At 67.7% G+C, this 26,365-nt stretch carries 31 protein-coding genes and 1 pseudogene; 10 read left to right on the top strand and 22 right to left on the bottom strand.

Features of this window, described 5'->3' with window-relative positions; translation table 11 throughout:
- Window positions 1–2 precede the first annotated feature (2 nt).
- Complete coding sequence (locus DM816_RS16405) at window positions 3–257, top strand: type B 50S ribosomal protein L31 (protein ID WP_117211110.1); 255 nt, start codon at window positions 3–5, stop codon at window positions 255–257.
- Window positions 258–330: 73 nt separating this feature from the next.
- On the opposite strand, the gene DM816_RS45270 is transcribed toward DM816_RS16405, so the two are convergent.
- The 9 genes from DM816_RS45270 to DM816_RS16365 form a co-directional block, all read right to left on the bottom strand.
- On the bottom strand, window positions 331–1,077 hold the full coding sequence (locus DM816_RS45270) for an ATP-binding cassette domain-containing protein (RefSeq protein WP_281274334.1): 747 nt from the start codon (window positions 1,075–1,077) through the stop codon (window positions 331–333).
- Window positions 1,035–1,454 (bottom strand): ABC transporter ATP-binding protein, encoded by a 420-nt coding sequence (locus tag DM816_RS44515; RefSeq protein ID WP_246001987.1) that lies wholly within the window; start codon window positions 1,452–1,454, stop codon window positions 1,035–1,037. Before DM816_RS44515 ends, DM816_RS45270 begins: the two co-directional genes overlap by 43 nt.
- Complete coding sequence (locus DM816_RS16395; RefSeq protein ID WP_342768712.1) at window positions 1,451–2,029, bottom strand: ATP-binding cassette domain-containing protein; 579 nt, start codon at window positions 2,027–2,029, stop codon at window positions 1,451–1,453. Before DM816_RS16395 ends, DM816_RS44515 begins: the two co-directional genes overlap by 4 nt.
- 354 nt (window positions 2,030–2,383) lie before the next feature.
- On the bottom strand, window positions 2,384–3,445 hold the full coding sequence (locus DM816_RS16390) for a PucR family transcriptional regulator (protein WP_117211108.1): 1,062 nt from the start codon (window positions 3,443–3,445) through the stop codon (window positions 2,384–2,386).
- A 59-nt stretch (window positions 3,446–3,504) separates the two neighbouring features.
- Window positions 3,505–4,296: an ABC transporter permease subunit gene (locus DM816_RS16385; protein ID WP_117211107.1), complete on the bottom strand. Its 792-nt coding sequence runs from the start codon at window positions 4,294–4,296 to the stop codon at window positions 3,505–3,507.
- Window positions 4,271–5,200, bottom strand: coding sequence for an ABC transporter ATP-binding protein (locus tag DM816_RS16380; protein ID WP_246001986.1), 930 nt, complete (start codon window positions 5,198–5,200; stop codon window positions 4,271–4,273). The genes DM816_RS16385 and DM816_RS16380 overlap by 26 nt, the downstream gene beginning before the upstream one ends.
- A 493-nt stretch (window positions 5,201–5,693) precedes the next feature.
- Window positions 5,694–6,302 (bottom strand): CHAP domain-containing protein, encoded by a 609-nt coding sequence (locus DM816_RS16375; protein ID WP_117211105.1) that lies wholly within the window; start codon window positions 6,300–6,302, stop codon window positions 5,694–5,696.
- The gene (locus DM816_RS16370; RefSeq protein ID WP_117211104.1) at window positions 6,295–7,143 is read right to left on the bottom strand and encodes a GNAT family N-acetyltransferase; all 849 of its coding nucleotides are present in this window, start codon (window positions 7,141–7,143) and stop codon (window positions 6,295–6,297) included. Before DM816_RS16370 ends, DM816_RS16375 begins: the two co-directional genes overlap by 8 nt.
- Entirely contained in the window at window positions 7,140–8,717 is a 1,578-nt protein-coding gene (locus DM816_RS16365; RefSeq protein ID WP_117211103.1) for an AMP-binding protein, read from the bottom strand. Before DM816_RS16365 ends, DM816_RS16370 begins: the two co-directional genes overlap by 4 nt.
- Window positions 8,718–8,788: 71 nt before the next feature.
- On the opposite strand from DM816_RS16365, the gene DM816_RS16360 reads away from it, so the two are divergent.
- From DM816_RS16360 to DM816_RS44510, 4 genes and pseudogenes are all read left to right on the top strand, one after another.
- A complete protein-coding gene (locus tag DM816_RS16360; RefSeq protein WP_162907530.1) occupies window positions 8,789–11,566 on the top strand; it encodes an AfsR/SARP family transcriptional regulator in 2,778 nt (925 codons plus the stop codon).
- A gap of 532 nt (window positions 11,567–12,098) precedes the next feature.
- Window positions 12,099–12,512, top strand: coding sequence for a nuclear transport factor 2 family protein (locus tag DM816_RS43790; RefSeq protein WP_117211101.1), 414 nt, complete (start codon window positions 12,099–12,101; stop codon window positions 12,510–12,512).
- 46 nt (window positions 12,513–12,558) lie between these two features.
- A pseudogene (locus tag DM816_RS45515) lies at window positions 12,559–12,711 on the top strand (glutaredoxin family protein); the annotation flags it as partial.
- 55 nt (window positions 12,712–12,766) lie between these two features.
- Window positions 12,767–12,910, top strand: a complete 144-nt coding sequence (locus tag DM816_RS44510; protein ID WP_246001985.1) for a hypothetical protein — start codon at window positions 12,767–12,769, stop codon at window positions 12,908–12,910.
- A 1-nt stretch (window position 12,911) separates the two neighbouring features.
- Here the strand turns inward: DM816_RS44510 and DM816_RS16345 are convergent, their stop codons facing one another.
- From DM816_RS16345 to DM816_RS45810, 8 genes are all read right to left on the bottom strand, one after another.
- Window positions 12,912–13,139, bottom strand: coding sequence for an anti-sigma factor family protein (locus DM816_RS16345; RefSeq protein ID WP_117211100.1), 228 nt, complete (start codon window positions 13,137–13,139; stop codon window positions 12,912–12,914).
- Window positions 13,136–13,804 (bottom strand): RNA polymerase sigma factor, encoded by a 669-nt coding sequence (locus DM816_RS16340; protein ID WP_246001984.1) that lies wholly within the window; start codon window positions 13,802–13,804, stop codon window positions 13,136–13,138. The genes DM816_RS16345 and DM816_RS16340 overlap by 4 nt, the downstream gene beginning before the upstream one ends.
- Before the next feature lie 80 nt (window positions 13,805–13,884).
- A complete protein-coding gene (locus DM816_RS16335) occupies window positions 13,885–14,379 on the bottom strand; it encodes a hypothetical protein (protein WP_117211098.1) in 495 nt (164 codons plus the stop codon).
- Between the two features lie 32 nt (window positions 14,380–14,411).
- Window positions 14,412–14,915: a DUF3224 domain-containing protein gene (locus DM816_RS16330; RefSeq protein ID WP_117211097.1), complete on the bottom strand. Its 504-nt coding sequence runs from the start codon at window positions 14,913–14,915 to the stop codon at window positions 14,412–14,414.
- Between the two features lie 65 nt (window positions 14,916–14,980).
- The gene (locus DM816_RS42600) at window positions 14,981–15,136 is read right to left on the bottom strand and encodes a hypothetical protein (protein WP_162907529.1); all 156 of its coding nucleotides are present in this window, start codon (window positions 15,134–15,136) and stop codon (window positions 14,981–14,983) included.
- Window positions 15,137–15,446: 310 nt separating this feature from the next.
- On the bottom strand, window positions 15,447–16,196 hold the full coding sequence (locus DM816_RS16325) for an SDR family oxidoreductase (protein ID WP_117211096.1): 750 nt from the start codon (window positions 16,194–16,196) through the stop codon (window positions 15,447–15,449).
- Window positions 16,193–17,125, bottom strand: coding sequence for a helix-turn-helix transcriptional regulator (locus tag DM816_RS16320; protein ID WP_117211095.1), 933 nt, complete (start codon window positions 17,123–17,125; stop codon window positions 16,193–16,195). The genes DM816_RS16325 and DM816_RS16320 overlap by 4 nt, the downstream gene beginning before the upstream one ends.
- Before the next feature lie 454 nt (window positions 17,126–17,579).
- Window positions 17,580–17,837 (bottom strand): DUF2399 domain-containing protein, encoded by a 258-nt coding sequence (locus DM816_RS45810; protein ID WP_211588729.1) that lies wholly within the window; start codon window positions 17,835–17,837, stop codon window positions 17,580–17,582.
- Between the two features lie 718 nt (window positions 17,838–18,555).
- Between DM816_RS45810 and DM816_RS16305 the strand changes: the two genes are divergently transcribed.
- Complete coding sequence (locus tag DM816_RS16305; protein ID WP_117211092.1) at window positions 18,556–18,927, top strand: hypothetical protein; 372 nt, start codon at window positions 18,556–18,558, stop codon at window positions 18,925–18,927.
- A gap of 71 nt (window positions 18,928–18,998) precedes the next feature.
- The gene (gene nhaA / locus DM816_RS16300) at window positions 18,999–20,249 is read left to right on the top strand and encodes a Na+/H+ antiporter NhaA (RefSeq protein WP_211588728.1); all 1,251 of its coding nucleotides are present in this window, start codon (window positions 18,999–19,001) and stop codon (window positions 20,247–20,249) included.
- 519 nt (window positions 20,250–20,768) lie between these two features.
- Here nhaA and DM816_RS16295 read toward each other — a convergent pair.
- The 5 genes from DM816_RS16295 to DM816_RS16275 form a co-directional block, all read right to left on the bottom strand.
- Window positions 20,769–20,999, bottom strand: coding sequence for a hypothetical protein (locus DM816_RS16295; protein WP_117211090.1), 231 nt, complete (start codon window positions 20,997–20,999; stop codon window positions 20,769–20,771).
- A gap of 389 nt (window positions 21,000–21,388) precedes the next feature.
- Window positions 21,389–21,871 (bottom strand): hypothetical protein, encoded by a 483-nt coding sequence (locus DM816_RS16290; RefSeq protein ID WP_162907528.1) that lies wholly within the window; start codon window positions 21,869–21,871, stop codon window positions 21,389–21,391.
- A gap of 424 nt (window positions 21,872–22,295) precedes the next feature.
- Window positions 22,296–22,562, bottom strand: a complete 267-nt coding sequence (locus DM816_RS16285; protein ID WP_117211088.1) for a hypothetical protein — start codon at window positions 22,560–22,562, stop codon at window positions 22,296–22,298.
- Window positions 22,563–22,794: 232 nt separating this feature from the next.
- Entirely contained in the window at window positions 22,795–23,655 is an 861-nt protein-coding gene (locus tag DM816_RS16280) for a hypothetical protein (protein ID WP_117211087.1), read from the bottom strand.
- Window positions 23,652–24,410, bottom strand: coding sequence for a MerR family transcriptional regulator (locus DM816_RS16275; protein ID WP_117211086.1), 759 nt, complete (start codon window positions 24,408–24,410; stop codon window positions 23,652–23,654). Before DM816_RS16275 ends, DM816_RS16280 begins: the two co-directional genes overlap by 4 nt.
- Window positions 24,411–24,574: 164 nt before the next feature.
- Between DM816_RS16275 and DM816_RS16270 the strand changes: the two genes are divergently transcribed.
- The 3 genes from DM816_RS16270 to DM816_RS16260 all read left to right on the top strand — a co-directional run bounded on the left by DM816_RS16270 (window position 24,575) and on the right by DM816_RS16260 (window position 26,127).
- Window positions 24,575–24,871, top strand: a complete 297-nt coding sequence (locus DM816_RS16270) for a transposase (RefSeq protein WP_162907527.1) — start codon at window positions 24,575–24,577, stop codon at window positions 24,869–24,871.
- Window positions 24,868–25,230: a hypothetical protein gene (locus DM816_RS16265; protein ID WP_117211084.1), complete on the top strand. Its 363-nt coding sequence runs from the start codon at window positions 24,868–24,870 to the stop codon at window positions 25,228–25,230. Before DM816_RS16270 ends, DM816_RS16265 begins: the two co-directional genes overlap by 4 nt.
- A gap of 552 nt (window positions 25,231–25,782) precedes the next feature.
- Window positions 25,783–26,127 (top strand): hypothetical protein, encoded by a 345-nt coding sequence (locus DM816_RS16260; protein ID WP_162907526.1) that lies wholly within the window; start codon window positions 25,783–25,785, stop codon window positions 26,125–26,127.
- Window positions 26,128–26,365: the final 238 nt, after the last annotated feature.

Below are 26,365 nucleotides of genomic sequence, written 5' to 3'. Positions count from 1 at the left end.
CAATGAAACCAGGTATCCATCCCGCCTACCGCCCGGTGGTCTTCCGCGACAGGAGCGCGGGGATGACGTTCCTGACTCGGTCGACCATCACCGGCGACTCCACCATCGAGTGGAGCGACGGCAACACCTATCCGGTCGTCGACGTCGAGATCTCCTCTGCCAGCCATCCCTTCTGGACCGGCCAGCGACGGCTGATCGACAGCGAAGGCCGCGTGGAACGCTTCCGCCGCCGCTACGCCCAGCACCGCGGAAAGTGAAGCGGTGCATCCCCCGATGTTGTTGACAATGGTTTTCATCTACGAGAGGCTGGGAGTCGGTTCGCTGTAAGAGTCAGTGGCAACCGCGCCCCGCCCGTGCTCTGCCTTGGGCGGGGCGTCCATTCATCGGCGAGGCGAGGAGTGGCGCGGTGGAGCGCGTTCGATGGACGTCGTGGTTGCCGATGTCTAGGCCGGTATCCGGCGGGCGAGCAGGAGACCGTCGAGCAGGCGGTGGAGGTTTTCGGTGAACCAGTCGCCGTGTGGGCCGGTGCCGATGCCGTGCATGGCTTCGGTCAGGGCTGGATAGCTGTCGGGGTCGGCCTCGCGGACCATCCGGTTGGAGTAGGAATCCGGTTTGAGGTGGTGCGGCGGTGGGTTCGTCGAGCAGGACGATGGGCGCGTCTTTGAGGATGGCGCGGGCGATGGAGATGCGCTGCCGTTCGCCGCCGGACAGCGCCGCGCCGATCTCACCGACGCGGGTGTCGTACCCGTCGGGCAGCCGCGAGACGAAGTCGTGCACGTTGGCCGCCCATGCGGCAGCCTCGATTTCCGCGTCCGTCGCGTCGGGGCGGGCCATGGCGATGTTGGCGCGGATGGTGTCGTCGAACAGATAAACGTCCTGGAAGACCACGGCGATGTGCCGGTAGATCCCGGCCGGGGCGACGTCGCGCAGATCGGTCCCTCCAATGCGGACGGTGCCGGAGTCCGGGTCGGCGTGGCGGGCCAGCAGCCGGGTGATGGTGGTCTTGCCCGAGCCGGACGGGCCGACAAGCGCGGTCAGGCTACGTTCGGGTGCGGTGAAGGTGACCTCGTGCAGCACGCGTTCTCCCGGCCGGTACCCGAAAGAAAATCGTCGGAGGCGCGCCGCGCGAGTTCGGCCTGCGGCATGGTGCGCAGGCTCTCGCCCAGGCGCAGCCGCACGTCGGCCAGCACGCCCGCCCAGGAGCCGTACTGGAAACGCAGCTCATACAACCGCAGCGCGAGCTCGACCAGGTAGCAGGCGACGAACACGGCCAGCCAGCGCCAGGCCGTCGCGGCGTCGACCTGTGGCCGGGTGAGCTCGTACAGCAGCGGGATCAGGGTGGCGTAGGCGGCGGCCTGTGCGATCGACGCCAACCCGAGCGCGATGAGCGTGCGCCGGTATTCGCGGCGGTACCGGCCGGCCGACAGCATCACCAGGTGCAGGATCCGTTTCATCGCGCAGCTCCGATTCCCCAGGCGCGGGCGCGTTCGTGGTTGGCCCACAGCGCCGCATATCGTCCGCCGTTTTCCAAAAGCTTCTGGTGGGTACCGCGTTCGGCCACGCGTCCGCCGTCGAGCACCACAACCTGATCCGCATCGACCACACTGGACAGTCGGTGCGCGATGACGACCACGGTGCGGCCGCGGGTCAGTGCGGCGATGGCATCCTGGATGGCGGCCTCGTTTTCCGGGTCTGCGAACGCGGTGGCCTCGTCGAGCACGATGATGCGGGCATCCGACAGCGCGGCGCGGGCGATGGTGACGCGTTGCCGTTGCCCGCCCGACAGCAGCGCCCCGCGTTCGCCGACGCGGGTGTCATATCCGTGCGGCAGTTCACCGACGATGAATCGTGTGCCTGCGCGGCTTTGGCGGCCGCCTGCACCTGCTCGTCTGTCGCATGTGGACGGCCGGATGGACCCGTCGGCGGGCAGGCGCGGCTGTTGCGGCTCGGGCAGAGGGTCGATGGCGAGCAGTTCGGCGATGCGGGCGGCACCGGCCTTGGACTCGTTGACGTAGTGCGACAGGAACATCAGCGGATGGATCGACTCGAGCCGGGAGCGTGGCCAGGATGAGCGCGCCGATCAGGCCGGCCGGGGTCATCGCGCCTCCGGCGATCAGCCAGATGCCCACGGCCAGCACGATCCCCAGCGTCGGCAGCGGCGCCATCGCGGCGCGGGTCAGCACGGCCGGACGCTTGCTGCTTTCCTGCCAAGCGGTCGCGCGCTGGCCGACCCGCTGTCGGCCTGCGGCTCACCCGGTAGCGGTGCGGCGCCCGTCTGTGCCACAACCTCCGATGTGGAGGTGTCCGGCCGGCCAGCGGCGGCGCGCGGGCGATCACCGCGATCACCGCACGGGACACCGAACGAGTGGGACAGAGGTGGCGTCTATTTGGTGGGCCAGCCGAGTAGTCGTGCGCCCAGGACGGCGGCGTGCAGGGTGAAGCGTTGGGTGGGTTCGCCGGGGTGGTATCCGGTGAGGGCGTGGATACGGTCGAGGCGGTAGGTGATGGCGCGTACGGACAGGTGCAGCTGGCGGGCGGTGGCCGTCTGGTTGCCCTGGTTGTCGAACAGGACGGTGAGGGTGTCCAGGTATGGCTGGGCTCCGCCGCGGGCCTGCTGCAGCGGGCCGAGAACGGTGGTGACCAGGTCGGTGATGGCGTCGCGGTCTCGCAGCAGGACGGGGAATACGAGCAGGTCTGCGGCGTGCAGGACCGGGGCGGTGAAGCCGAGTTTGGCGGCGAGGTCGAGGGTGTTGCGTGCTTCGGTGAGGGAGCTCGCGATGCCGTTGAGGCCGGGATGCGGGCGGCCGACGCCGATCTGCCAGGTGCCGGCGCCGAGCCGGGTGAGCAGATGGTGGGCCAGTTCGGCGGGCAGGCCGCGCAGGCCGCCGGTGCTGATGCAGACCAGTTGCCGGTCGCGCCAGGTGGTCAGGGTGTTGCCGGATCCGTATCGTGCCGCCAGCAGGCTGTCGACGTCGCGGACGATGGTTTCGGTGAGCCCGGCGCCTGCCGCGACGGTGACCACATGGGTGCCGGAGAGGCGGATTCCGTAGCGCTGGGCGCGTTCGGCGAGGTGGCCGGGGTCGGCGCGGCCGGTGAGCAGGTCGTTGACGAATTCGGCGCGCTGGCTGTCGTGATCGGACAGTTCGCTTCGGATGCGGTTGTGGAATCCGGCGATGGCGGCGTCGAGCACGTCGCCGGTGGCGGTGATGAGGTCTGCGGCGTGGGCGTGTACGGCGGCTGCGGTCTCGCCCGGGTGTGGTGCGCGGTTGGTCCAGGTGTCGGCGGCGGCGCGGAGCACGGCGCTGACGAGGTCGTCGATGTCGTGGGTGCTGTCGGCGACCTGGTGGCCCAGTGTGGTGGCTTGCCGGTGGCGTTCGGTTCCTTGCGGCATGTGCAGCAGCGCTGTGCATTGCGTGGTAAGCGATTGCGGGTCAGGCACGGTCATGGCGTCTTCCTTGGCGCGGGGTGGCCGCCGCAGGCGGGCGGCGGCCACCGGTGTGTGGGTCAGACGCCGACGTCACGCCGGTCGAACAGGATGATCCCAGCGATCGCTGTGGCCACCCCGATTCCGGCCAACAGCAGCAGATGACCGGGGTGCCAGCCGGTGTGCAGGGGATCGGTACCGATGAAGTAATAAAACGGCGAGAGCCACTTGAGCCATCCCAAGCCCTCGGACATGTTGGACAGCGCGTTGGCCATGTAGGTCGCGACGGCGAGCACCCCCGTGATGGCAAGCACGTTGCCGCGTTTGCCGCTGACGGCTCCCACCAGGAACGCGATCCCGGTGAAGCACCATGCCAGCGCGATGAGCCCGACGCAGGCAGCGGCCACATTGGACAGTGGGACGTCCATGGCGATCGCCGGTACCAGGATGCTCAGCAGGATCCACGGCATCGCCGCCACGACGGTGACCGCCACGGCCGCCGCCGTGAGACGCTGTGTCGCGAATGCCTTACGCGACAACGGGTTGGCCAGCAGGAGTTCCATGCCGCCGTCTTCCTCGGGCCGGGCGATGGTGCGTGCGGACAACGTCACCGCACACATCAGCACCAACAGCGGACCGATGAGAGAAAAGACCGTTGCTTGCAGGTACCCGGCGGGCGAGAGCATGTCGGCGATGCCCAGGAAGTCGAGCATCCCTTGCGGCAGCGCGTTTTGCTTGAGCTCGGCCGCGCCCTGGAACTGGCTGTAGAAGCCGGTGTAGATGGTGGTGAACGCGGCGACCCCGGCCGTCCAGCCGATGACGGCGCGGCGGTCGTCGCGCGACGTTTTACGCACCAGCGGCGGCAGTAGCATCGGTCGCTCCTTCCGAGTGGTAGTAGTAGGACAGGAACGTCTCCTCGAGGTCGGGTTCGGCCGACAACAGGTCGATCACCTCGTGCAGGGCGGCCGCCTTGATCAGCGGGTCGAGCCGGCCGTCGACGGTACAGCGCAGCACCGGGCCGGCGACTTCCACATTGGACACGCCGGGCAGGCCGGTGAACTCCGCGCGGCTGACGGGGTCGCCGAAGTGGATTTCGACGCTGCGCACCGCTCTGCGGCCCAGGGATTCGACCTTCTCAACGGCGGCGAGCTGCCCGTTGCGGACGATGGCGACCCGGTCGGCGGTCGATTGCACCTCGGCCAGCACGTGCGAGGACATGAACACGGTTTGCCCGTTGTCGCGGGCATCACGCACCATGGCCAGGAACTCCTGCTGCATCAGCGGGTCCAGGCCACTGGTGGGTTCGTCAAGGATCAGCAGCGCGGGCTGATGCATGAACGCCTGCACCAGGCCGACCTTCTGCTTGTTGCCTTTCGACATGGCCCGCACCCGGCGGGACAGGTCCAGGTCGAGGCGTTCGGCCAGCGAGGTCACCGTGCTCCAGGCGACACCGCCGCGGGCGTCACCGAAAAACCGCAGCAGGTCTTTGGCGGTTTCGCGTCCTGGGAAGGCGAGTTCTCCGGGCAGGTAGCCGATCTGGCGGTGCAGCACGGCCTTGTCGCGGCGCGGGTCGAGCCCGAGGATGCGGGCGTGGCCGCGGGTGGGGCGCAGAAAGTCGAGCAGCAGGCGGATGGTGGTGGTCTTGCCGGCCCCGTTCGGGCCCAGGAATCCCATCACCTCGCCCACTTTCACGTCGAGGTTGAGGTTTTCGATGCCGCGCTGTGCGCCGTAGAACTTCGTCAGGTCTTCGGCCAGGACGGCGATATCGCTGGTCATGCCATACAGCATTCGTCTTCTCCCTGCGTGCGTTCTAGGGCGGCACCCAGACAACTATGCGCCGCCGATGTTGCCGAATCCCGGCAAACACGCTGGTCACCGACCCGACGTAGCGCCCAGGTGCCACGCGCGCCCGCCAGCACAAGATCAGCGACAGAACCCAGGTGACCGGCGTGAGCAGCCAACCGGTCAAGGTGCGCGACGGTAGCAACGTCAACACCTTCGCGGCCTGCTTAGCCGCGGCTGATGCAGGGTAAACATAACCATGGCGAACGTTACCCAGCGAATAAGGCAGCTCCTGCGCAGCCCAGCCGGCCAGCGCGTGATCGACCAGGCAAGGCGGGAGCTGGCCAAGCCGCATAACCGCGAGCGGTTGAAGGCACTGGCGCACAGGTTGACCAAGCGCCGCTGATCTATTCAGGTGGGTCGGCTTCAACTCTATGCGGCCGGGGCGGCCATCGGTGGATGGCCGCCCCGGCCGTGGACCGGTGTGTCAGGCGAGCGGGCGGGTGTAGCCCATGATGTTCGCGTCCCTCCAGCCGTTGCGCAGCTGGTGCTTGGTGATCTGGCCACCGAAGTTCCCGGAGATGACCCGGATGTCGCTGCCGTCGGCGTGGACCACGATGGCGACGTGACCCGAGCCCCCGTTGGCCGGGTTCTGGTCGTGGTCCCAGACCACCGCGTCGCCGGGCCGGATGCCGGACGTGCCGGCGTGCCAGGTGCCGTGGTTGACGCCGTACCGGTAGAAGCTGTTGGCCGCCGCGGTGGTCTGCGACCAGTCGCGCACGCCGGCGTTCTTCCAGACGAACTTGGCGAAGTCGGCGCACCACTCCTGGCTGCGGTAGCCGCTGCGGCAGGTGGACTGGGAGCCCAGGCCCCAGTGGTTGGTGTAGAAGTTGCAGTTGGCACCGCCGGCCGCGGCCTCGGTGATGTTGCGGTCGCTGTTGAACTCGGCGTAGGCGGCGTCGACCACCGCCTGCCCGATGCTCTGCGCTGTCACGCCGTCGGTGCCGGCCGGTGTTGCCTGCGCGGCCTGTGCGGCGGCGGGCGCTCCGGCGAGGACCGTGGTGATACCGGCGAGTGCGGTGAGGGTCTTACGCATGGTTGTTCTCCATTCCTTGGGTGGTGCTGGTGGGATAGATGGCGCAGACGTACTTGTCCCAGTACCTGCCGTGGTAGTAGTCGTGATCGCGGAAGACTCCCTCGACCTGGAACATCCGCCCCTGACCGCTTTGCAGCTGGGGCCAGTTGAATCCGGGCACCTCGAGGTAGAGCTTGCGCAGCGGGAAGGTCTGGAACAGGTAGTCGACGAACAGCGAGACCGCTTGCGCGGCCAGCCCGCTGCCCGTGTGCCGGTGGTGGAACAGTGCGCCGAGGTACGCGTGGCGCAGGCTGAGGTCGGCCGCGTAGGAGACGACGAGGCCGACGGGCTGGTTGTTGTCGACCCGCCGGACCACGAACTGCACCAGCACCTGTGTCCACAGGTCGGCGGCGAAGCGGTCCGGCGGTGGGGGCGATCCGCGGTAGCGCCAGCGGAAGCCCGTCTCGGGGTGGGCGGCCAGCATGTACAGGAACGACATGTCGTCGGGTTCGACGACGGTGAGGCGTAAATGTTTGGTGTGCAGGATCGGGATCAGCGGGTCGCGCGGCCCGTCGTCGTCATCGGACGGTCCCAGCGGTGAGCCGTCCGGCGCGTACACCCGCAGCTTCGTGGCCACCGGCCGTTCGAGCAGGGCGAGCAGATCACCGACCGTGCGGGGGTGGGCTTCGACCTGGACGCCGCGGGCCTCCAGCCACGCGTGGACGCGCATCATGGCCAGGCTGTCCAGGCCGAGCCGCTCGGTGAGCGTGGTGTGGTCGCGCAGCTGGTCGATTTCCTGCTCCAGCAGGTCGGCGAGCTCCCTGCGATCGGCTTCGCGCCGGTCGGGCGTGACTGTCGTCATTGGAGGGCTCCTTGGGTTGCGGCTGCGGCGAACAGGGTGGGCATCAGGTGGCGGCGCAGTTTGCCCGACGACGTGCGGGGCAGCCCGCCCTTGCGGACGGTGATCACGGTGGGGGTCATGCCCGCCTCGTCGGCGACGCACGATCGGACCAGCTCCGGCAAATCGGTGGGCGTGGCCGGGGTGGTTTCGAGGGCGACGAAGAGCCTGTCGCCGCGCGGGCCGGGCACTCCGAATGCCGCCACCGCACCGACGCCCGGCACCTGCGCGGCGATGGCCTCGATGTCGTGCGGGTAGACGTTGCGCCCGGCGGCGAACAGCACGTCCTTCTCACGGCCGCACACGACGAGGTCATCGTCGACGAGATAGCCGAGGTCGCCGGTGCGCAGCGGGCCGCCGCCCGGCACCGACGGGCCGGACACCTCGATGGCGCCGACCCTGCGCGGGGCAAGGGTTTGGCCGGTGTGCCTGTCGACGACGCGCACGGACGCGGTCGGCACGATCCGCATGCGCGCCAGCGGTTTGTCGCCGGGTCGCGCGACGCCCTTGTTCTCCAGTTCGGTCTGGTCCACCGGGTCGACGGCCAATCCGGTACCAGATGGAGACATGGCAACGGTCAAGGTGGCCTCCGCAAGCCCGTAGGCGGCGACGAACGCTTTCGGGTCCAGCCTGTGCCGCTGGCCTGCCTGCGCCAGAGCTGCCATAGCCGGTACGGCGACCGGCTCCCCACCGGACACCAGATAGCGCACGCACGACAGGTCGTAGGGCGGCGCGTCGGCCAGCACCGAGGTCAGCACCTGATAGGCGAAGTTCGGCGCGCCGGAGTGGGTGGCCCGGTATCGTGCCAGTGCGCGCGGCCAGCTGCCCGGCCGGAGCGCGAAAGCCAAGGGCGGCTGGAGGAACAGATCCTGCCCCAGCATCATCGGCAGGCAGCAGAAGCCGATGAGTCCCATGTCGTGGTACAGCGGCAGCCAGCTCAGCCAGCGGATGTCCGGTCGCACTCCCACCGCCGCGGCCGTCGCCCGAAGGTTCGCCAGGAGATTTTCATGCGCTACCGGTACCGGTTGGGGCGTGCGCGTGGACCCGCTGGTGTACTGGACCACGGCCAGCTCATCGGGGCCCGGCCGGCGCAGCGGCGCGGGCGGCGCGCATGCGGCCTGCCCGACGAGGTCGGCGAAGGTGAGCACGCGCGTCGTGCCGCGCAGCGCCTCGGCGGCCAGACTGGTGCCGTCATCGACCAGCACGAGCCCGAACCGGGCATCGGCCGCCACGGCGAGCAGGGAGTCCACATGCGACTGCCGGTTGGCCCGGCCCGGCTGGGGCAGGACCGTCACCGCCCCGCCGGTGAGCCAGGTCGCCTGGATGGCGGTGACCAGCCCGATGCCGCTCTCACCGAACAGGCCGATCCGGCCGCCCGGCCCGAGGCCGTGCCTGGCCAGCACGGTGGACATCCGGCGCGCCAGTTCGTACACGCCCGGCCAGTCCAACCGGGCGGTGGGCTCGCCGGCCGAATCGAGGATGGTCAGTGTGCCCGTTTGCGGCGGACCGTCCACAATGGCGTCGACTATGGTCTGCATGGCGTTGACAATGGCGGTGGTGACTCACGGAAAACTCATCGGTGCTTCATCGACGCCACATCGGGGGGAACGTGAAATATCAGCTCCTGGGGCCTGTGCGCGCGTTCGACCCGATCGGCGCGCCGCTTCCTTTCGAGCCGCGCCACCTGCGCATCCTCGCCATGCTCCTGCTCAGCCATAACCACACGGTCGGTCGTGACCAACTCATCGACGCCGTCTGGGACGACCATCCACCCGCGACCGCCGACCGGCAGTTGCAAAACTGCCTCTCCGTGCTGCGCCAGCGCCTGCCGGACGATGAACGCGGCGGGTCCGTGCTTGTTACCGACCCGAGCGGGTACAGCCTTCGCGTGCCGCCCGACACCATCGATGCCACCGTCTTCGGCGGTCTGACGGCTTCGGCCCACGGGCTCGCCGCCGCCGGTCACGTGGAGGAGGCCGTCGCCACGCTGCGGCAAGGGCTCGCACTGTGGCGCGGGCAGGCGCTCAGCGGTATGCACGGCCGCTCGTTCGAGGCCGGCGCCGCCCGGCTCAATGAGCAGCGGCTCATCGCCCTGGAGGAGTGCCTCGACCTCGAGCTGCGCCTCGGCCATGCGCAGCGGGTCATCGGCGAGCTGAAGGAGCTGGTCGGCAGCCATCCGATGCGGGAAGGCCTCATCGGCACGCTGATGCGGGCACTGCACCGGGCCGGCCGGCAGCCTGAGGCCCTCGCTGAGTACGACCGGCTGCGCGAGGTCCTCGCCGGCGAACTCGGCCTCGATCCCAGCCCACAGCTGCGCGAGTTGCACGCCGAAATCCTGCGGGACGCGCCGGCGATGGGCGGGACGGCGCTCCCGTCCGGGCCGCGCCAGCTGCCCACCGCCGTGCGCCACTTCGTCGGCCGCACGGCCCAGCGTGATGTGCTGATGGCGCTGGCCGCCGATGCTCGCGCGGGCCACGTGGTGATCGCCGCCGTCGAAGGCGCGGGTGGCGTCGGCAAGACGGCGCTCGCGGTCAGCGTCGCCCATGAGCTGGCATCCCAATTCCCCGACGGCCAGCTGTTTGTCAACCTGCGCGGATTCGACCACACCCACAGCCCGGTGAGCCCGGCCGACGCGCTGCGGGGATTCCTCGACGGGCTGGGTGTGCCCGCCGGGCAGATCCCCAACGGCTTCGACACCCAGCTCAACCTGTACCGCAGCCTGGTCAACGGGCGGCGCGTGCTCATCGTGCTCGACAACGCCTACGACGCCGAACAGGTGCGGCCGCTGCTGCCCGGCAACGGGCCCGCCCTGGTCCTCGTGACCAGCAGGCACCAGCTCACGGGGCTGATCGTGGCCGAGGGCGGGCGGGTGGTCGGGCTCGACCGGCTCAGCGGGCAGGAGGCGCATGACATGCTCGCGATCAGGCTCGGCGCCGACCGGCTGCGCGCCGAACCCGAGGCCGTCGCCGCCCTGATCCGCCACTGCGCGCACCTGCCGCTGGCGCTGGCCATCATCGCGGCCCGCGCCGCCGCCGTGCCCACGTTTCCGATCTCGACGTTCGCGGCCGAACTCGCCGACAGCCGCCGCCGGCTCGACGCGGTCGATGGCGGAGACCCGTACACCCAGATGCGGGCCGTGTTCTCGTGGTCGTTTCAGCGCCTGCCCAGTGCGGCGGCGCACCTGTTCCGGCTGCTGGGATTGCATCCCGGCCCGGACATCTCCGTGCCGGCGGCGGCAAGCCTGGCCGGGCAGCCACTGCCGGAGGTGCGCCGGCAGCTGACCGAACTGACCCGTGCCCGCCTGCTCAACCAGGACAGTCCCGGCCGGTACTCGTCCCACGACCTGCTGTCGGCATACGCGCAGGAGCAGGCCAGGCTTGGCGTCGACCAGGCCGAGCAGCACGCCGTGCGGGCCCGGATCCTCGACCACTACCTGCACACCGCGTACTGCGCGGACAGGCTGCTCTACCCCCGGCGCGACCCGCTCGACCTGCCCGGCCCCGCGCCCGGCGTCACCGCCGAGCCACTATCCACTGTGGACGATGCGCTGGCCTGGTTCGCCGCCGAGCATCACGTGCTGCTCGCCGCAGTCGACCATGCCGCTGCGCACCGGTCCGGTACCGTATGCCAGCACCTCGCCTGGTCCATGGCGAGCTATCTGGAACGTCGCAGCCACACCGACGACTGGATCTCCACCCAGGGCACCGCACTCCGGCTGGCGCGCACCGACGGCGACACCGCCGGGCAGGCCGCCGCACTGCGCTCGCTCGGCCGGGCCAGCATCAGCCTCGCCGATCACGTGCAGGCGCAGGGGCACCTCACCGAGGCGCTGGGCCTGTTCACGGCGCTCGGAGACCGGGTCAACGCGGCACACGCACGGGTCAACCTGGCGCAGGCCATGGAGCTGGCCGGGCGGTTCCGCGACGCGATCGAACACTGCCATGAGGCCCTGACCGCCTACCGTGCCGCGGGGCACGCCCTCGGGCAGGCCAACGCCCTGAACTCGGCTGGATACATGCACGCGCTGCTCGACGAACCCGACCAGGCCATCGCCCTCTGTCGGGAAGCCCTTGACCTGCACAAAGACATCGGCCATCAGCTCGGCGAGGCCAACACCCTGCACAGCATCGGCTTTGCGCACCACCGCCGGGGAGAGACCGACACCGCGGTCGAGCTGTTTGGCAAGGCCGTGCGCATCTACCGCGAGATAGGCGATGGGTACCACGAGGCGATCGCGCTGATCGATCTCGGCGATGTGCAGCTGGCGCTGGGACTGCCGCACCTGGCCCGGCAGACGTGGACCGAAGCCCTTGCCGCGTGCGAAAGGTTCAAGCCCGCGCTTGCCGACTCGCTGCGTGCCCGCCTGGCCGGGCTGCCCGCACAATGAGCCGTGCCGCCCGCGGTGCGGCCTCGCCCAGCGGAGGCTTGGCCGACGCCGATCCCGGGCCGATCACGAATGCCAGCGGCAGCAACAAGACACCTGCCACCAGTCGATTGCTTGCTCGTCTCATGAGGAAAGCGTCGTCCACCGCCCGCCCACGGCGCATCAGGACGTGACCCGCACCCGCCCCCGAACCTGTACGAGCGCCGGCTCAGGCGAACCCGTAGTGGTACATCCAAATCTTCAACGTTCAGATGGTTCCCTGTAACGAACCGGGCCGAGGTGTGACTGGAAGTCATCGCGTCGCATGACGATACGAGATCCACACAGGTTCGGGAGGAAGGCATGACAATGCTGTACCCGACGGGGCGGCCGCGGAGCGGTTCAGCAGGGTGCTCCGGCAGACCCGCTCGCCTCCCAGTCGGCGCCGGCCTACGACAGGTGGTGACCGGCCTGCCACGTTCGGGCGGTCGCAGCGGCGAGGGCATCGTCGCGCTATAGCACCCGCCCGCTGGACCAACCGAAGAAGGGAACGAGCATGGAAGCGTCATCCGGGCTGCGCGAGCTCATGTTGGCGTACTGGGAAGCTCTCTGCACCGGGGATGTGCCGTTTGTGGAGGCGCACCTGTCGACGAGCGATGTCGTGTTCGCCTTCGGCACCGACCCGGCCGAGCGCTACGAAGGCGACAGTCTGAGGCAGATTTGGAGGCAACAGTTGGCCGCCAGCGGCGGCGCGGTGACGATCGTCCCCGGCGATATAAGGGCGTACCAGGAGGGCTCGGTCGGCTGGATCGCGGACGATCCGCGATTTCGCCTACCGGATGGGGTGGAGATTCCGGTCCGGTTCACCGCTGTCGCCCATCGGCGGGACGGCGTGTGGAGGTTCGTCCAGGCGCATACTTCGGTGGGCGTGCCGAACGAACGACTCCTGGGAGTCGTGTTGCCAACCTGACGACGAGCACACCGATCTGCATAGGTGTAACGTCTGGCGGATTTCGGTGACGGTACATGCACGCACGCATGGAGACGACAAGTTGGCCGTTTATGGGGCGCCATGGTGCCCGGATTGCCAGCGCAGCAAGAAGTTTCTGGCCGAGCACCGGATCCCGTACGAATGGGTGGACATCGAGGCCGACCCGGCGGGGCTGGAGTTCGTGCAGCGCCTGCAGAACGGTGGCCGGACCATCCCGACGGTGATTTTCCCGGATGGGGAGCTGCCTGCTGGAGCCGGGCAACGACGAACTGGCGGCGAAGCTCGGGCTGCGCCTGACCGCGCAGCGGCCGCTGCCGGGCATCCGTGGGTACCTGCGCCGCCACCATCACCTGCGCATGCCCGGCGCCAACGGGTGAGCTAACCGTTCCAGTCCCGGAAGACCGACAGCAACCGGTCCCGGGCCTCGGGCGTGAGACTCTCGGCAGTGAGGTGGCCCAGCTCGCCGATCGTGCGCTGCATCTGGTCGAGGTACCGGTCGCAGCCGCCGCACTCGGCGAGGTGGGCCACAAACCGTTGCGCCGTCGCCTCGTCGAGCGCGCCTTCGAGATAGGCCGTGACCAGTTCGACGAACTCGTCGCAGTTCATGCCAACGCTCCACTCGTCAGATACGTTTCCAGCGCGGCGCGCAACGCGGCGCGGCCGCGATGCAGCAGCACCCGTTGGTTGGCCGCAGTCAGGTTGAGCAGCTCGCAAACCTCTTCGCCGGTGTATCCCTCGACATCGCGCAAGGTGACCACTATACGTTGCCGGGCAGGCAGTTCGGCCAGCGCGGCCGTCAGGCGGCGGCGGGTTTCACGGGCCACCGCGCCGTCCTCCGGCGACGGCCACGCGGCCGGGTGGACGCGCCAATGGCCGGGGTGCGGGTCGTCGGGGCCACGGAACCTCTCCGGATCGACCGTGGGCCCGAGGTCCTCGTCGGCCGTGACCAGGCTGCTGACCGGAACCACCCGAGCGTCACGCACGCCGCGGGTCTTGGCGCGGTTGATCAGGATGCGGTAGACCCAGGTGCGCAGCGACGCGCGCGCCTGGAAGCCGTCGATGCCGCGGACCACGCCGAGCCACGTCTCCTGGACCACGTCCTGCGCAGCGTGCTCATCGGAAACGAACGCCCGCGCGGCGCGCAGCATGCCCGGCGACCACCGGTCGATCAGCGTCGCGAACATGGCCTCGTCGCGGGCGCGCAGCCGTGCGACGATGTCCACATCGGAGGGCAAGGCGTCGCCTGTGGCAGCGGCATCGACGGAAGACACGCTGCGCACTCTAGCGCGTGTCATCGCACAGCGAGGGTGAGCAGGCGCACACACCTGCCCACCCTCGATCATCAGCGGTGTCAAGCCATCGCCTCGCAGAACCGCGCCACGTCCAGCGTGCCGTCGAAGATCTGGTGTGGTCCGGCCTCGAACACGACCTCGCCGCTCCCGTCGAACACCAGCCGGCCGACGTCGAGCAGCACGGAGCCGTAGCCCGGGATCGTCAGCTGATAGACGATGCCGTGCACGCTTACCTGGCCGGTTCGCAGGTCGAAGCGTTGGGCGAGCCTCACCCTGCCGGTGTACGTCGTTCCGGATGCGCTGTTGGTGAACGTATCGCTGCCTTCGACCTCGGCCAGAAGGGCGATCGGGTCGCCGTCATTGTCGAAGAACCGCGTATAGGTCGTGTCGAACACGAAGTCGTCGACGACGACGAAGGCTTCACAGGCGAGGAACGTAAGAGTCCCTTCGCGGTGAACGGTGTATCGGCTCGGCGGCGTGGCGGCCGCCGGCGCGGCGAGGAGGGGCAGCACGACAGCGGTGGTCATGCCCAGCGCCAACAGGAAACGCTTCATGAGAAACACACTCTCTCCAGTTTGGGGATGGGTTATGACTTCAGGCAGACGGTGCCGGTGTAGCGCGATCGGCCACCGTCTGGAAACACGAACGTGCCCTGGGCCCGCAGCGTGCCGCTGGCCCCGGCAAGCCGGCCCGTGCCGCCGACGATGGTCTGCAGGTCGACGATCGAGCCGTCACCGGCCGAGGCGAACGCACCCGCGTTCTTGACGATCAGCGTTCCGGGCCGCCCTGCCACGCTGCCGGCGATGGTGGAATCCGACGTGAACAACTGCACCGACGTGGCCGTACTGTCCGAAGTGGACACGATGGAAGTGGCTCGCGCGTGGGCGTCGCCCTTGACACCCCCGCGGTAGACGGCGGCGATGCACAATCCCACCGGGGAATCGCAGTCGGGCCCGACCACCGGGCGCTCGACATATTCGCCGAACACCTCGATGCAGTCGGCCGACGCTTGTACCGAACTCGTGGGGAGCAGGATGGTGGCCAGCACACCGAGGACGACACCGTAACGGGTGCGACGGGACAGGGACATGGGATGGACTCCTTCGTCGATAACGACACCTTGTATGTGTGTCGTCTCGGGTAGGCGCCCAGCCGTTACACCGATCGGCGCTCGCTTGAGGCCAGTGGGGTTTCGGCTCCGGTCCAGGCACGGCGCAGGCGGACACGGGCGCCGGTTTGCAGCAGTGATCCGGTGTAGAGCCGCGTGGCCACCATCACCGTGGCGGTCAATGTGGCGGCGAGGATGGCCACGGCTCGACCCTGCCCTCCTCCGTGGCCGCACGGATCAGCCAGAATCGGCGCGGGATACGGTTCCCTGCCCCGCCGTGGGTACCGGCCCGCGACCGGGACGAGCCTTTTTCAGCCGGACTCTGCGCGGCGCTGCACCGGCGCGACGAAGCTGCCCTGCGGCACGGCCAGATCGATGCCTTCGAGCATGGCCGCGGTCGTCGCCGCCCACCGCGGCCATGTCCGCATAGAGTCGGCCACCGACGGTTTTCACGGTTGTGGCAAAGTTTCCGGCGACTGTTGGCCCTGACAATCGACAAGGAGAGCGGGATATTCAGCTGTCGCGCAGAATGCGGTAGCCCAGCGCGGGCGAGAGCCGCATGAGCGTGCGCAAGAGCTTCACCTTGCCGACGTAGATCTCGTCGCGGCCGCGTCCGAGGCCGTCGATCACCGCCGTCGCGGCTGCGCTCGCGCTGATTTTGCCGCGCCCACGGCCGTGCGTCATATCCGTGTCGACAAGGGCCATGACCACCTCGAGCACTCGAATATGCGGGGCACTGTGGCGGCATTGGTAGCGAAGCGCGCGGGTGAAGGCGCGTACGCCGGCTTTGGTGGCGCAATAGACCGGCGCCGAGCGCTTGGGCGCCAGCGCCAGACCGGTGGTGATGTTCACGATCGCGGCGGAAGGCTGCCGGCGTAGATGCGGCAGCATGCAGGTGGACAGCGCGATCACCGCGTCGAGATTGACCGCCACCTCGCGGCGCAGCACTGGCTGCAGAGCCTGCGGCTGCTCATCAAAAAAGTCGGTCAGCGTCTGCACTCCGGCATTGTTTATCACCACCGAAAGGCCGGGATGGCGTTCGATGACCCGGCTGACGAATCCGTCGACCGCTTGCGGGTCGGTGAGGTCGACCACCCAGCCGGAGATGTGGTCGCCGTGCTCGTGCGTCAGCGCTGCGAGGCGGTCACGGTCCCTTGCGACGGCGACCACCCGGGCACCGTGGGCGATCAGCTGTCGGGTCAGTTCCCGGCCGATACCACGCGTTGCGCCGGTGACCAGGATCGTGTTGTTGGCGAGGTTCATATCTTTGCCCTTTGCGCGTCTGGCGGGAGGAGAAATGACGACCGGTAAGCCGCGGGTGTCATGGCAGTGCGGCGTTTGAATTCCCGGGTGAAGTGCGGCTGGTCGGCATACCCGGACGCGAATCCCACGACGCCGAGCGAAGGCTCGGCGCGCATGAGCAGTTCGCCGGCGCGGTGGGCACGCGCGCCGGCCAGCAGCGCGCTGAAGCCGCCGTCGCCGCGCAGCCGGCGTTGCAGGCTGCGCGGCGATGTCCCGAGCTCGGCTGCCAGGCCCGGTAGCGTCCAGCGGCGAGCGAGGTCGCCGGCGAGCAGTTGCCTTGCCTGCCCGACTGGATCGGTGTCCGCGACGGCGTCGGCTGTGGTGCCAGCGGGTGCGAGCGACGACCATGTCAGGTGCCAGATGGCAGTGGCGCAGCCCGCTGGTGGAGCTACGAAGACACCGTCTTCGAATACGACCGGTGCACGGCGTGGGTCAAGCGCCACCGTGACCCCGCGCGCGCCGATCGCCTGCAGCAGCGCCGTCAGTAAACCGAGGATCAGCGCGTCCTCGGCGGGCTCGGGCGGTGACCCGGGCGGCCCGGCATGCTCGGCCACGACGTGGTTCGCGCCCAGCTCGTGAAGCACGACCCGGTGACGTGAGTGAGTGAAGCGCTCCAGCCGCCGCCACCGTTCGAACAGGTCCTGCGGATCCCTGGCCGCGGTGAGCGCCGAGACGGCCGGATCCGGTGGCAGCTTCGGCAGGTACCCGCCGACGCGCAGCAGCGGCAGCAGTCCGTGGTCTCGCGCCACCTCGGCCAGCAGGCGGCGCTTGGTGTCCAGCGGCAGCAGCGCGCCATCAGACGTAGCCGCTAGCACCGGGACCACGATGCCCTCCTCGGCCAGCGCGCGCTGGACCACCGAGACAAGGATCGCGCTGGCGAACTCGCCCACAATCCCTCCTCTCCGCCCTGATCTGTCGGGGGAAGGCTACTGCCGTCGCGATCCGGCCGTCTTGAACGATCACGCCAGACGTGGGCCCGGCACTTTCATCGTGTTCGGCGGCCGGTGCGAGGCGTTGCCGATGTGGCGCCGAAGACGCGGAGCACACACTGGTTTCCAATGCGGCGAACGCCTTTTCGGAGTCGAGAGCTTGCGCCGTGGCCTGTTTTCCGGCGAGGTGGCCCAGTCCGTATCACCGATACCATGCGGCACAAGGAGATCGGCCATTACCTGGCGACCCACCGGGACGCCGTGAGCTGGCCGGCCCGAAGTCGATCGAACTGCGGCCATACAACGGTCACGAGGGCGGCGGTCCCGACGATGACGAACGTGCCATACGGGCCGCTGGCGCACGTGTTCGGCCAAAGATCCGCCGTGAGCCGCACGAGAAATGCGGCGTAGCGCATCAGTGCGTCGGCGGGTGGGCCAGATCAGCGAGGAGATCGGCGAGAACGAGTTCTTCATGCACTCTTACACCAGGCCGAAGCAGTGCCTCCTGTAGCTGCGGGTCCCAGCTGGCGGTGGCGCGGGTGGGCTTTGGTGTTGATGCTGATCGGCGAATGCGTGTTGCAGCGCCTCGATGGAACGGCCGGGCAACACCGCCCTTGCGGGCAGCTCGGCCGGAGGGAATATGCGCCGGACGCGTTACGTCGCGCCCGCTCACCACAATTCGCCGACCCGGCCGGGTGGACGAATGATCTAGATGACCTGATGGCGCGGGTAGTGCACCGGTTCGGCGCGTTGAGCCCCGGCCGAGGAATCCCAACTCACGACATAGGCGACGGGTTTTGGAACGGTACAGGTCCCGCTCCTGAAGAATCCCTGCGAGGGCCACCGCTCACCGCTATGCAATCGCCCTGTTCTCAGACCCGCCGTTAAATTGCGGTGAAAATCAGCGTGGCAAGGCGCGGTACAGCATCCCATTCATCGCGGGTTACGTCGGGAAATCCTCCGCAACAGACCGGGGAATGGGGTTCCTTCGGCAGAATTGAGTATGTCGGCGACGGGAATTCGCTTCCGTCTCAAAGTGAAGCCGACCGCCTGGCCTTCGTCGCGCCGATCAACGTGCGCTAGACCCACACGTTCAACACAATCAGAATTGTCCTCGGTCTCCGAATCATATTCCAGAAGTGCGCGTACGAACCATCTGGCTTCTGGGTTTCGCCCGTCCCACCGAGCTGCTGGACCGCTGCACGTCCGGTTCTATCTGGTAGTAGGTGTCTGGCTGGCCGGGTGCGCAGCTGTCTGGGGATATGAGCGCCAGGCCGACCCCGCCATCCCGTGGATGTTCGCTGATCCGTTGGCCGAACTATTGTGGGGCACCGCACCGCATATGTGGTCGTCCTCATGCGCGTGCACCCACCCTGGCCTGGCTGGACCGCATGCCCCGGCTACGGCGGCTGGTCACCGGGATCAACGCCCGCGCGATCACCATCTATCTGTGGCATCTGCCTGCGCTGTACGGCAGCGGGCTGCTGCTGTCCGGTCTGTACATCGCCGTCACCCGGCCGGGTGGGGCCATCGCCGTGGTCGCCATAGCAACGGTCGCCCTCACGCTGATCGTCATGGCGGTGGGGTGGATCGAAGACGTCGCCGCCCGCCGCCGTCCTACCCTGCTCCCCGCCCAGGCATGTAACCGCGCCACCACCGCCAGGCACCTGAACCCAAATCGTGCGGCGGGTCATGAATCTTCCTGGCCGATGGGACGCGGGTACAAGCATGTGCAGGTGTGCGGTGTCCGGCTGGGCCAGTAGGTGTTCGTCTGGGTGGATCGCCGGGCCCTGCCTGCCGGACGGAGGTGCTCACGCCGGTAGGGTTGTGGATCGTGAAGAGTCCGGTCAGGCGGATGGCGGTGGCAGCCACGGCACCACTACGGGATTTTCTGCGGGCCGAAACCTCCGGCGGGGTGGTCTTGATCGCCGCTGCGGTGGCCGCCCTGGTATGGGCCAACAGCCCTGCCGCTGACGGGTATGTACAGTTCTGGCAGCAGAAGATTACGCTTGGTGGCGGCAGCATGGTGGTGTCGCATGACTTGCGGCACTGGGTGAACGACGGCCTGATGGCCGTCTTCTTTTTCGTCATCGGGCTGGAGATCAAGCGTGAGCTGACCGTCGGCGAGTTGCGTGACCGGCGAGCGGCGTTGCTGCCGGCAGCTGCAGCCGTGGGTGGCGTGGTGATCCCGGCGCTGATTTTTGTGGCGATGGTGGGTTCTGGTGCCGCGCTGCGGGGCTGGGGTATCCCGATGGCCACCGATATCGCCTTCGCGGTCGGTATTTTGACCTTGCTGGGGCGGCACGCCTCGGTCGGGGCGAAACTGTTTCTGCTGAGCATCGCCATCGTCGATGACATCCTGGCGATCGGTGTCATCGCCTTGTTCTACACCAGCACCATCAGCCTGTGGTGGTTGGGCGGTGCGGTGGCCGGGCTGCTGGCGGTCGTGGTCCTGCGCCGGTTCGGTGTCAACTCGCCGTGGAGCTACCTGCCGGTCGGGGTCATGGTGTGGTTCGCCATGCTGGAATCGGGTGTTCATGCCACCCTGGCCGGCGTGGCGCTGGGCCTGCTCACCCCGGCCCGTCCCGTCAACGGCCGCGCTGTGCTCGGCGAGCTGGAACACGCGCTGCATCCGGTCAGCGCCTTTCTCGTGATCCCGGTCTTCGCGCTGGCCAACGCCGGGGTCGACCTGCGCGGCGGCGTGATCGGTGACGCCCTGCGGCAGCCGCTGGTGTGGGCGATCATCGCCGGCCTGGTGATCGGCAAGATTGTCGGTATCGGAGCGGTGGCCCATCTGCTGCGCTGGCGGCGTTGGGGCACGCTGCCGGCCGACATGCATCCCCGCGAGATCCTCGGCGTGGCCGCCCTCGGTGGGATCGGCTTCACCGTGTCGCTGTTCATCACCGACCTGGCCTACGTCGACCCTGGCCTGACCAGCCTGGCTAAGGTGGCCATCCTGGCAGCCTCCGTCCTTGCCGCAGCCATCGGCAGCGTCCTGCTGTTGACAGCACCCGCCGGCACCGGGGAACCCATCAATCACAGCGATGAGGACGTTGACGGCAACACCGCTACCAACACGGCGTGACCCGCTGGCGTGCTGATGTCTGGGACGGTATGGCCGCCCATGCTGCCGGATTCGAGGCGGATGGGTTCTGGCGGTGACTGGATCCGGCTTTAGTGGACGCGGCAGTGATTGGCAAAGTCAGGAAGGGGTTAGTGTGGCGGCGATGTTCTGGCACACGTCGGCGCCGTTGGTGAGTCCTTGGCGCGTTGGGTCGCGCATCATGACCGCGAGTGCCCTAACCCGTGCGGCTCACTTTCACCCGCAACCGACACAGACCTCGGCCGTTCGCGTCGACAGGACGCTTTATCGTCATAGGCCAATTTATAGGAATGAGTGTTCCCCAAGTATGCGGATTGAGTTGTGTCCGATGTGGACGTCGACCGCAACCGAAGGGATATCAGGACCAGCGGCGGGGCATGGAGCAACGTTGACTGGCTGCTGAACAAAGACTCGGCGACCGGCCGGCTTGGGCAGCCGAAGCCTGCCTCATGGACGTTGCCGCGGCATCGCATGAAACCGAGTCGTCACCAGGCCCGAAGGTCACCGCTGCACCGCAGATCGGGCCAGGTGGACATCCAATGCGGTATGCAGCCCGGGGAGTGTATTGGCGCATGCGAAGGTCAAGCGCGGCGATGGAGCGGTCTGCGGAATGATGTTGCTCAGTGCGGCTGCGAGTACGTCTTCGTCGGCGAACGTGATCAAGGTGATGGTCGCTTCTCGGCCGGTGGGGCCGAACGCGGGACGCTGCCGGGGCATGATCGCAGAGGTCATCGCGGCATCTTTCCACGCAGCGCAAGTTACGCACCAGTTTGGTCTGCCGCAATCGGCCCGTTCACCGTCCAGGCGCGACTCGGTCCGCTGGTACCTGTCGGCGCTCTGTCACCGTCTGCACAGAGGTCCCAGCTTCCATCACCTCGCGGGCTGCACCGGATCGCGATCAGTGCAACCGTGCAACGCGATCTTCTGTCGTTGCGCCGCTCGGTTGGGCAACCGTGACCGCACAAGAGATCGCGTAGCTGCGCGACGCGATCTCTTGTGCGGTTGTTCTTTCTGTTGGCCGACCCTACTAGTCGTGATGTCGCTGTAGCCGAGAGGTCAGTGGTGCTGGTGCGGTTGGCTTCCGTGGGCAGCGGTGCGTGCCCACGGTCTCGGTATCTTCGCTAGCCCCAGACGTAGTGCACGTTGAGTGTGACGAAGGGGGTGGCAGGAGCGGGAGAGGCGTCGCTGCACACCCAAACCGAAACCCCGGCGCCACCCGGAGCGCCCCACACAATCACACCGTAGATGTGCAGTCTCCGGAAGAATTGCTCGCTGCCGTTGACGACTTCTGCCACGGAGACTGTGACCGGGTGCCCGGCGCCGAAGGGGAATGTTTGCAGGTTTAGCCAACGGCATTCACCTGCTCTGATTTGGAAGCCGGGACCCCACGTGAACGTCAAGCCACCGGGGGCCATGACAGAGGCGTCGACACTCGCATAAAGCTGGATGGGTTTCTGCTCGCCGTTACCCGCGGTCATTTGGGTTTCGGCTGTGGTGTTGGCGCCGTGGCTTGTCGTGGTCGGTTGTGGGGCAGCAGAAGCTGTGCCAGCCGCCAAGATAACGGCGGCGACGGCTGCCGCGAAGGTCGGGGTGAGTTTCCTCATGGCTCGGGATCCCTTCATGTTGTCCGGACTGGCAGCGGTCGCGCTGCGGTTGGATCGGTGCTGCCAGTTGGTATCTGGATTCAGGGTCCGGCAGGCGATGGGTGGGGAGCGAGTGGTTTGGCGGCGTGGGACTGTCCCGGCCGGGCCGAGGGCGTCTTCAGCTTGGCGGCACAGTCAAGGGTGTAGATGGCTGCGATGCTGAGGCTGGCCGATGGGGTGGCCGGGGTAGGGCCTATCGGCGCACCAGTAAGCGCCGCGCCCTGCCAAGCGTTTCCGCAGCTTCCGGCGCCCGGGTGAAACGCGAACACGAAGATCCTCTGACACTCCCGGCCACAGTCTCATGACGGTGGGGTCCGATCTCGCAGCCTGCTGCGTCAACCACTCGAAGAGACGACCAAACCTGGCCCTCCCACGATGGCCTGCCTTATGTGGGTATCCTGAACTCCGCCGCCTGTTGCTCCCAGTGGCGAACCCTGTCGGCCTCGACACGCCCTCTACGTCGGTAGTTGTGCCCCGCGCGCAGCTTTGTGGCGATCTCGTGCATCAGCAACGCCTCGTCACCGTCGGCTCCGGAATGCAGCGCGAACTCGTACACAGCGACCGGGTCGAGCTCGTGGCCGCGGGCCTTGAGTTGGCAGAAGGCGTCGATGACGGTTGGGGTGTCCCGTGAGGAGATGAGGCCGTTGAGCATGTGTTCCTAGCAACGTAAGTCGGTACCAGCCGAGTAAGGTTTCGGGAGCCAAGCCCTACTGGTTTGGTGGGGATTGGAGCTTCGGGTGGTGATTGTTTAGCAGGGTTTCGGGGTCCAGCTTCCTGTGGTCAGGCCGGGGGTGGTGACACTCGGTTCACCCCTGTTCGGACTGATCATCGCACTCACCCGGCTGCAGCGTTTCTTCATCAGGGGTGCTCTATGGCCGGCGCCGTCAAGGAGTGACCGTCAGGCCGCCGGGGGCCGGTGACGGCTCCCGCAGTGCGCGATGCGCCGTATCTGGGTCGTCGGCGAAGAAGCGGATCGTGCGCACCCGCGCGGTGGCGCCAAGCGGGCGCATTGCCGTGACTGGCCGGTCGAGCTCGATGAGCAGGTTGGTTTGCGAGCCGACCGCGATCGCGAGTTGGGCATCGTCCACATCGATCGTGCGCTGCTCGTTGTAATTACGTACCGGCCGGACCGCCACGATCCGCTCCCGTGGGATGCGCAGATCGAAGAAGACGCCGTAACGCAGCCGCACTTCGGCGCCGGAGATGACATGCGGACGGGTCACGCAGGCCGCGATGATCGCCAGCAGGAGCACGATTGTGTACCCGTCGAGCACCAGGACGACGATCCGCACCCCCAGCGGCGCCCCGATCGCCCGCAACAGCACCTCCATGCCGATCGTCTCCAGCACCAAGACCGCCACGAACGCGAGCATCGTCGGTGTCTGCGCCTTGGCGTAGGACACCGGTACCGCCCCGGGCGGCACGCCGTGCCTGCGGCGCCCGATCCACCACACGAAGCTGGGCATCGCGCGGATCTCGAAGCCCACCAGCTGACGTACCTGCCGCGGCACCATCCGCTCGACCACACCGCGCAGCGCGGCCCCGCTGGGCGCGCCGTCGCTGCGCAGCGCGCGGAACATCCGATAGGCGACGACGGCCTCGAACAGCGCCACCCCGAGCACCGCCATCTCGACGGCGACCAGGACCGGCGCGGGCGGCCGCACGCCCGCGACGAGCAGCACCACCAGCAGCAGCTCGGCGGGGATGACCGTGAACAGCGCGACCCGGGCCAGCTTCAGGCTCATCGCCCCTCCCTCAGCTTGGTTATCGCCAGGCGCAGCGCCTCGGCCTGCGCCGGGGACACCTCGTGCGCCAGCAAGGCCATCCACTGCCCGGTACCGCCGTCGGCGTCGGCGAGCGCCTCGGCCACGCCGGCGGCTATCTGGGGCGGGATATGGGCGGCGATGTCGTGCGCCAGCGGCGCGATCCGCGGGTCGTGGGTGCCCGCGCCGGCCAACTCGTCCAGCCGTGCGTAGAGCCGTTGTCCTCGGGCCAGCGCCTCGGGTGTGGCCATCGAGCCCAGCATCGCCATCACCTGGGGCCGTTCGGCAGGGTCCATGCGGCTGTCGAGCAACGTGAGCAATTGCCGGTCGAGCCGGGCCAGCGGCGAGCCGCCCGCGGGCAGGTCACGCAGCACCGCAGCCAGCTCTGTCGACACCATGGAATCCGGGTGCGGCTCCGCCTCGGACAGCAGCGCGGCGAGCCGTGCCCGCCGCATGGCGATCGCCTCCTGCTGCCGCGCCAGGTCACCGTCGAGCTCCAGCAGCACGTCACGCAGCTCTCGGCCCTGGTCGTCAGCGAGCACGTCGCGGATCTCGTCCAGCGACAGGCCCAGCTCGGTCAGCCGCCTGATGCGCGCCAGCGCGACGGCGTCCCGCAGCCGGTACTCGCGGTAGCCGTTGGGCTGCCGCGGCGGCTCGGGCAGCAGGCCGAGATGGTGGTAGTGCCGCACGGTTCGGGTGGTGACCCCGACGAGGTCGGCCAGTTCGCTGATCCGCATGCCTCCAGTAGAAACGTTGACGTAGCGGCAAGGTCAAGCTCGGCGTGATCGAACCGCGGATCAGCGGCATCCAGCCACGCCCCTACGGCCCATATCATGAGATTTGACCCGCGGGGTGGACACCCTGAAACTTGGATCTGTTGGTACAGGAAGGGAATGTCCAGGTGGGACGTCCATCGAAGTATTCCGACGAGTTCAGAGCCGACGCGGTGGCGTTGTACCGCGCGTCGGATCGTTCCAGCGTGAAGGCGATCGCCAACCGGATCGGGATCAACCACGAGACCCTGCGGCAGTGGATCAGGGCCGCCGCCGAGGCCGACTCGCTGACCGGTGTGGCCGGCGGGCTCAACGCCGACGAGCGGGCCGAACTGGCCCGGCTGCGCAAAGCCGAGCGGGAGTGGCAACTGGAACAAGAGATTTTGCGTAAGGCTGCCCAGTTTTTCGCCAAGGAGATGAAGTGAAGGCCTGCCGTTCGGTCTTCATCTCCATGCACCGCAACGAATTCGGTATGCAACGGCTGTGTCAGGTCCTCGGGGTGCACCGGTCGGCGTACTACAAGTGGCTGGCCGGAACCCAGGCCCGTGCCAGCCAGCAGGCCGACGAGGCGCAGATGCTGGCCGAAATCGGGGCCGAGCATGCCGCCTCGGGCGGCACCTATGCCGTGCCGCGGATCCACGCCCAGCTACGCGGCCAGGGCCGGGGCGCGCTGAAACGTGAACTGGTCACTTGTCTGCGCACTGGCCGCGGCGCCGATCGCCTACACGCTGCCCGATCCAGGACCCAGCCGCTACCAGGTCGTCTACCAGACCGGCCGGCTTAACCTACGCAAAGACACCAAAGACACAACCTTCACGATCGGCTTCCGTGACACGTCTTTATTTTGTCCGGGTCACGGCTGGGCGCTGTCAGACAAACGTGACGCGTTCGCTGTAATGGCAATAGTCCTGCTCGCTACGTTCGCTACTCGGCTGGGCACGAACAGCCGAAATCATGCACAAGCCGACCTGTGGGCGCCCGATGAGCGTGGCGAGGGCATGAAGAGCCTCCTCGCGAAGTGATCCGCCTGGGTGGGACCCGTCGGCAAGGGCAGGCGGCTCGCAGCGATGCCGGATTCACGTTCACTGTAGCCGCGCTCATCTGCTCGGCGTGGTCGCGGGAAGCACCGCCGCCGCCATGGATAGGAGCGCATCCTCTTGGGCTGCCGTCCGCCGCGCTCGCGCGGGGCGCAGAGATGTCTACCAACATCCACATCAACTACATCGAATAGGTCAGATGCGGCCTAGCCTATGTCGCGCTGGCGGGGGAGACGTGAACAACGGTGAGCCGGAACTTCTTTCGGTGCAGGAATTGGAGCTTTGCGGTCCTCGGCATCGTGACTGCGATCTGGTGGACACAGCAGGGAGGTCTGGCCCAGCGCTACATCTTCGTCATGATCCCGACCAGCGCTACCGGGATCATTCTGATCTTCGGCGGGTTCCTGGGCACGCTCCAGGCTTCCGTGGAGGGCGTCGCCAAGCTCGCTGGGATCGTGGCCAGCCAGGAGGAGCGGATCACGGCGCTGGAGGCCACGGTCGTGCAGGTTGTCGAGTTCATGGCCAAGCGGGAAGGGTATGCCGAAGGCTTCGTGGACGCTGCCGTGGCGCAGGAGGCTTCAGGATTTGGCTCTGTGCATAGGCTCCGGTCGGCGGGCGGTGGCCCGCAGATGCCCGGGAACTAAGTGATCACTCATACGCAACTCATGATCTAGACTTAAGATCACAAGGACCTATTCTTGATCTCCAAGGACTGGTCTTTGTGCTCGTCATATAGATGGTGGGCGATACTGGGATCGAATGAGAATCTTTTCCCAGCATATCAGGCCTATGGTCTCAAAACACCTGATAATTTCTCATCAATATTGCTCATGTTTCCGGCAAATCGATCGCCTTGTGCGCCGCGGTGCACCCAGGGTGCAC

This window comes from Allorhizocola rhizosphaerae (genome assembly GCF_003426775.1).
GTDB classification, from domain to species: domain Bacteria; phylum Actinomycetota; class Actinomycetes; order Mycobacteriales; family Micromonosporaceae; genus Allorhizocola; species Allorhizocola rhizosphaerae.
This window is presented reverse-complemented; position numbering and strand designations above follow the sequence as displayed.

What these genes read in the sequence shown, in the direction of transcription:
- DM816_RS16405 (WP_117211110.1), top strand. Translation starts at nt 3, where the DNA reads ATGAAACCAGGTATCCATCCCGCCTACCGCCCGGTGGTCTTCCGCGAC.
- DM816_RS44515 (WP_246001987.1), bottom strand. Translation starts at nt 1,454, where the DNA reads ATGAAACGGATCCTGCACCTGGTGATGCTGTCGGCCGGCCGGTACCGC.
- DM816_RS16395 (WP_342768712.1), bottom strand. Translation starts at nt 2,029, where the DNA reads ATGTTCCTGTCGCACTACGTCAACGAGTCCAAGGCCGGTGCCGCCCGC.
- DM816_RS16390 (WP_117211108.1), bottom strand. Translation starts at nt 3,445, where the DNA reads ATGACCGTGCCTGACCCGCAATCGCTTACCACGCAATGCACAGCGCTG.
- DM816_RS16385 (WP_117211107.1), bottom strand. Translation starts at nt 4,296, where the DNA reads ATGCTACTGCCGCCGCTGGTGCGTAAAACGTCGCGCGACGACCGCCGC.
- DM816_RS16380 (WP_246001986.1), bottom strand. Translation starts at nt 5,200, where the DNA reads ATGACCAGCGATATCGCCGTCCTGGCCGAAGACCTGACGAAGTTCTAC.
- DM816_RS16375 (WP_117211105.1), bottom strand. Translation starts at nt 6,302, where the DNA reads ATGCGTAAGACCCTCACCGCACTCGCCGGTATCACCACGGTCCTCGCC.
- DM816_RS16370 (WP_117211104.1), bottom strand. Translation starts at nt 7,143, where the DNA reads ATGACGACAGTCACGCCCGACCGGCGCGAAGCCGATCGCAGGGAGCTC.
- DM816_RS16365 (WP_117211103.1), bottom strand. Translation starts at nt 8,717, where the DNA reads ATGCAGACCATAGTCGACGCCATTGTGGACGGTCCGCCGCAAACGGGC.
- DM816_RS43790 (WP_117211101.1), top strand. Translation starts at nt 12,099, where the DNA reads ATGGAAGCGTCATCCGGGCTGCGCGAGCTCATGTTGGCGTACTGGGAA.
- DM816_RS44510 (WP_246001985.1), top strand. Translation starts at nt 12,767, where the DNA reads ATGGGGAGCTGCCTGCTGGAGCCGGGCAACGACGAACTGGCGGCGAAG.
- DM816_RS16345 (WP_117211100.1), bottom strand. Translation starts at nt 13,139, where the DNA reads ATGAACTGCGACGAGTTCGTCGAACTGGTCACGGCCTATCTCGAAGGC.
- DM816_RS16335 (WP_117211098.1), bottom strand. Translation starts at nt 14,379, where the DNA reads ATGAAGCGTTTCCTGTTGGCGCTGGGCATGACCACCGCTGTCGTGCTG.
- DM816_RS16330 (WP_117211097.1), bottom strand. Translation starts at nt 14,915, where the DNA reads ATGTCCCTGTCCCGTCGCACCCGTTACGGTGTCGTCCTCGGTGTGCTG.
- DM816_RS16325 (WP_117211096.1), bottom strand. Translation starts at nt 16,196, where the DNA reads ATGAACCTCGCCAACAACACGATCCTGGTCACCGGCGCAACGCGTGGT.
- DM816_RS16305 (WP_117211092.1), top strand. Translation starts at nt 18,556, where the DNA reads ATGCCCCGGCTACGGCGGCTGGTCACCGGGATCAACGCCCGCGCGATC.
- DM816_RS16295 (WP_117211090.1), bottom strand. Translation starts at nt 20,999, where the DNA reads ATGACCTCTGCGATCATGCCCCGGCAGCGTCCCGCGTTCGGCCCCACC.
- DM816_RS16290 (WP_162907528.1), bottom strand. Translation starts at nt 21,871, where the DNA reads ATGAGGAAACTCACCCCGACCTTCGCGGCAGCCGTCGCCGCCGTTATC.
- DM816_RS16285 (WP_117211088.1), bottom strand. Translation starts at nt 22,562, where the DNA reads ATGCTCAACGGCCTCATCTCCTCACGGGACACCCCAACCGTCATCGAC.
- DM816_RS16280 (WP_117211087.1), bottom strand. Translation starts at nt 23,655, where the DNA reads ATGAGCCTGAAGCTGGCCCGGGTCGCGCTGTTCACGGTCATCCCCGCC.
- DM816_RS16275 (WP_117211086.1), bottom strand. Translation starts at nt 24,410, where the DNA reads ATGCGGATCAGCGAACTGGCCGACCTCGTCGGGGTCACCACCCGAACC.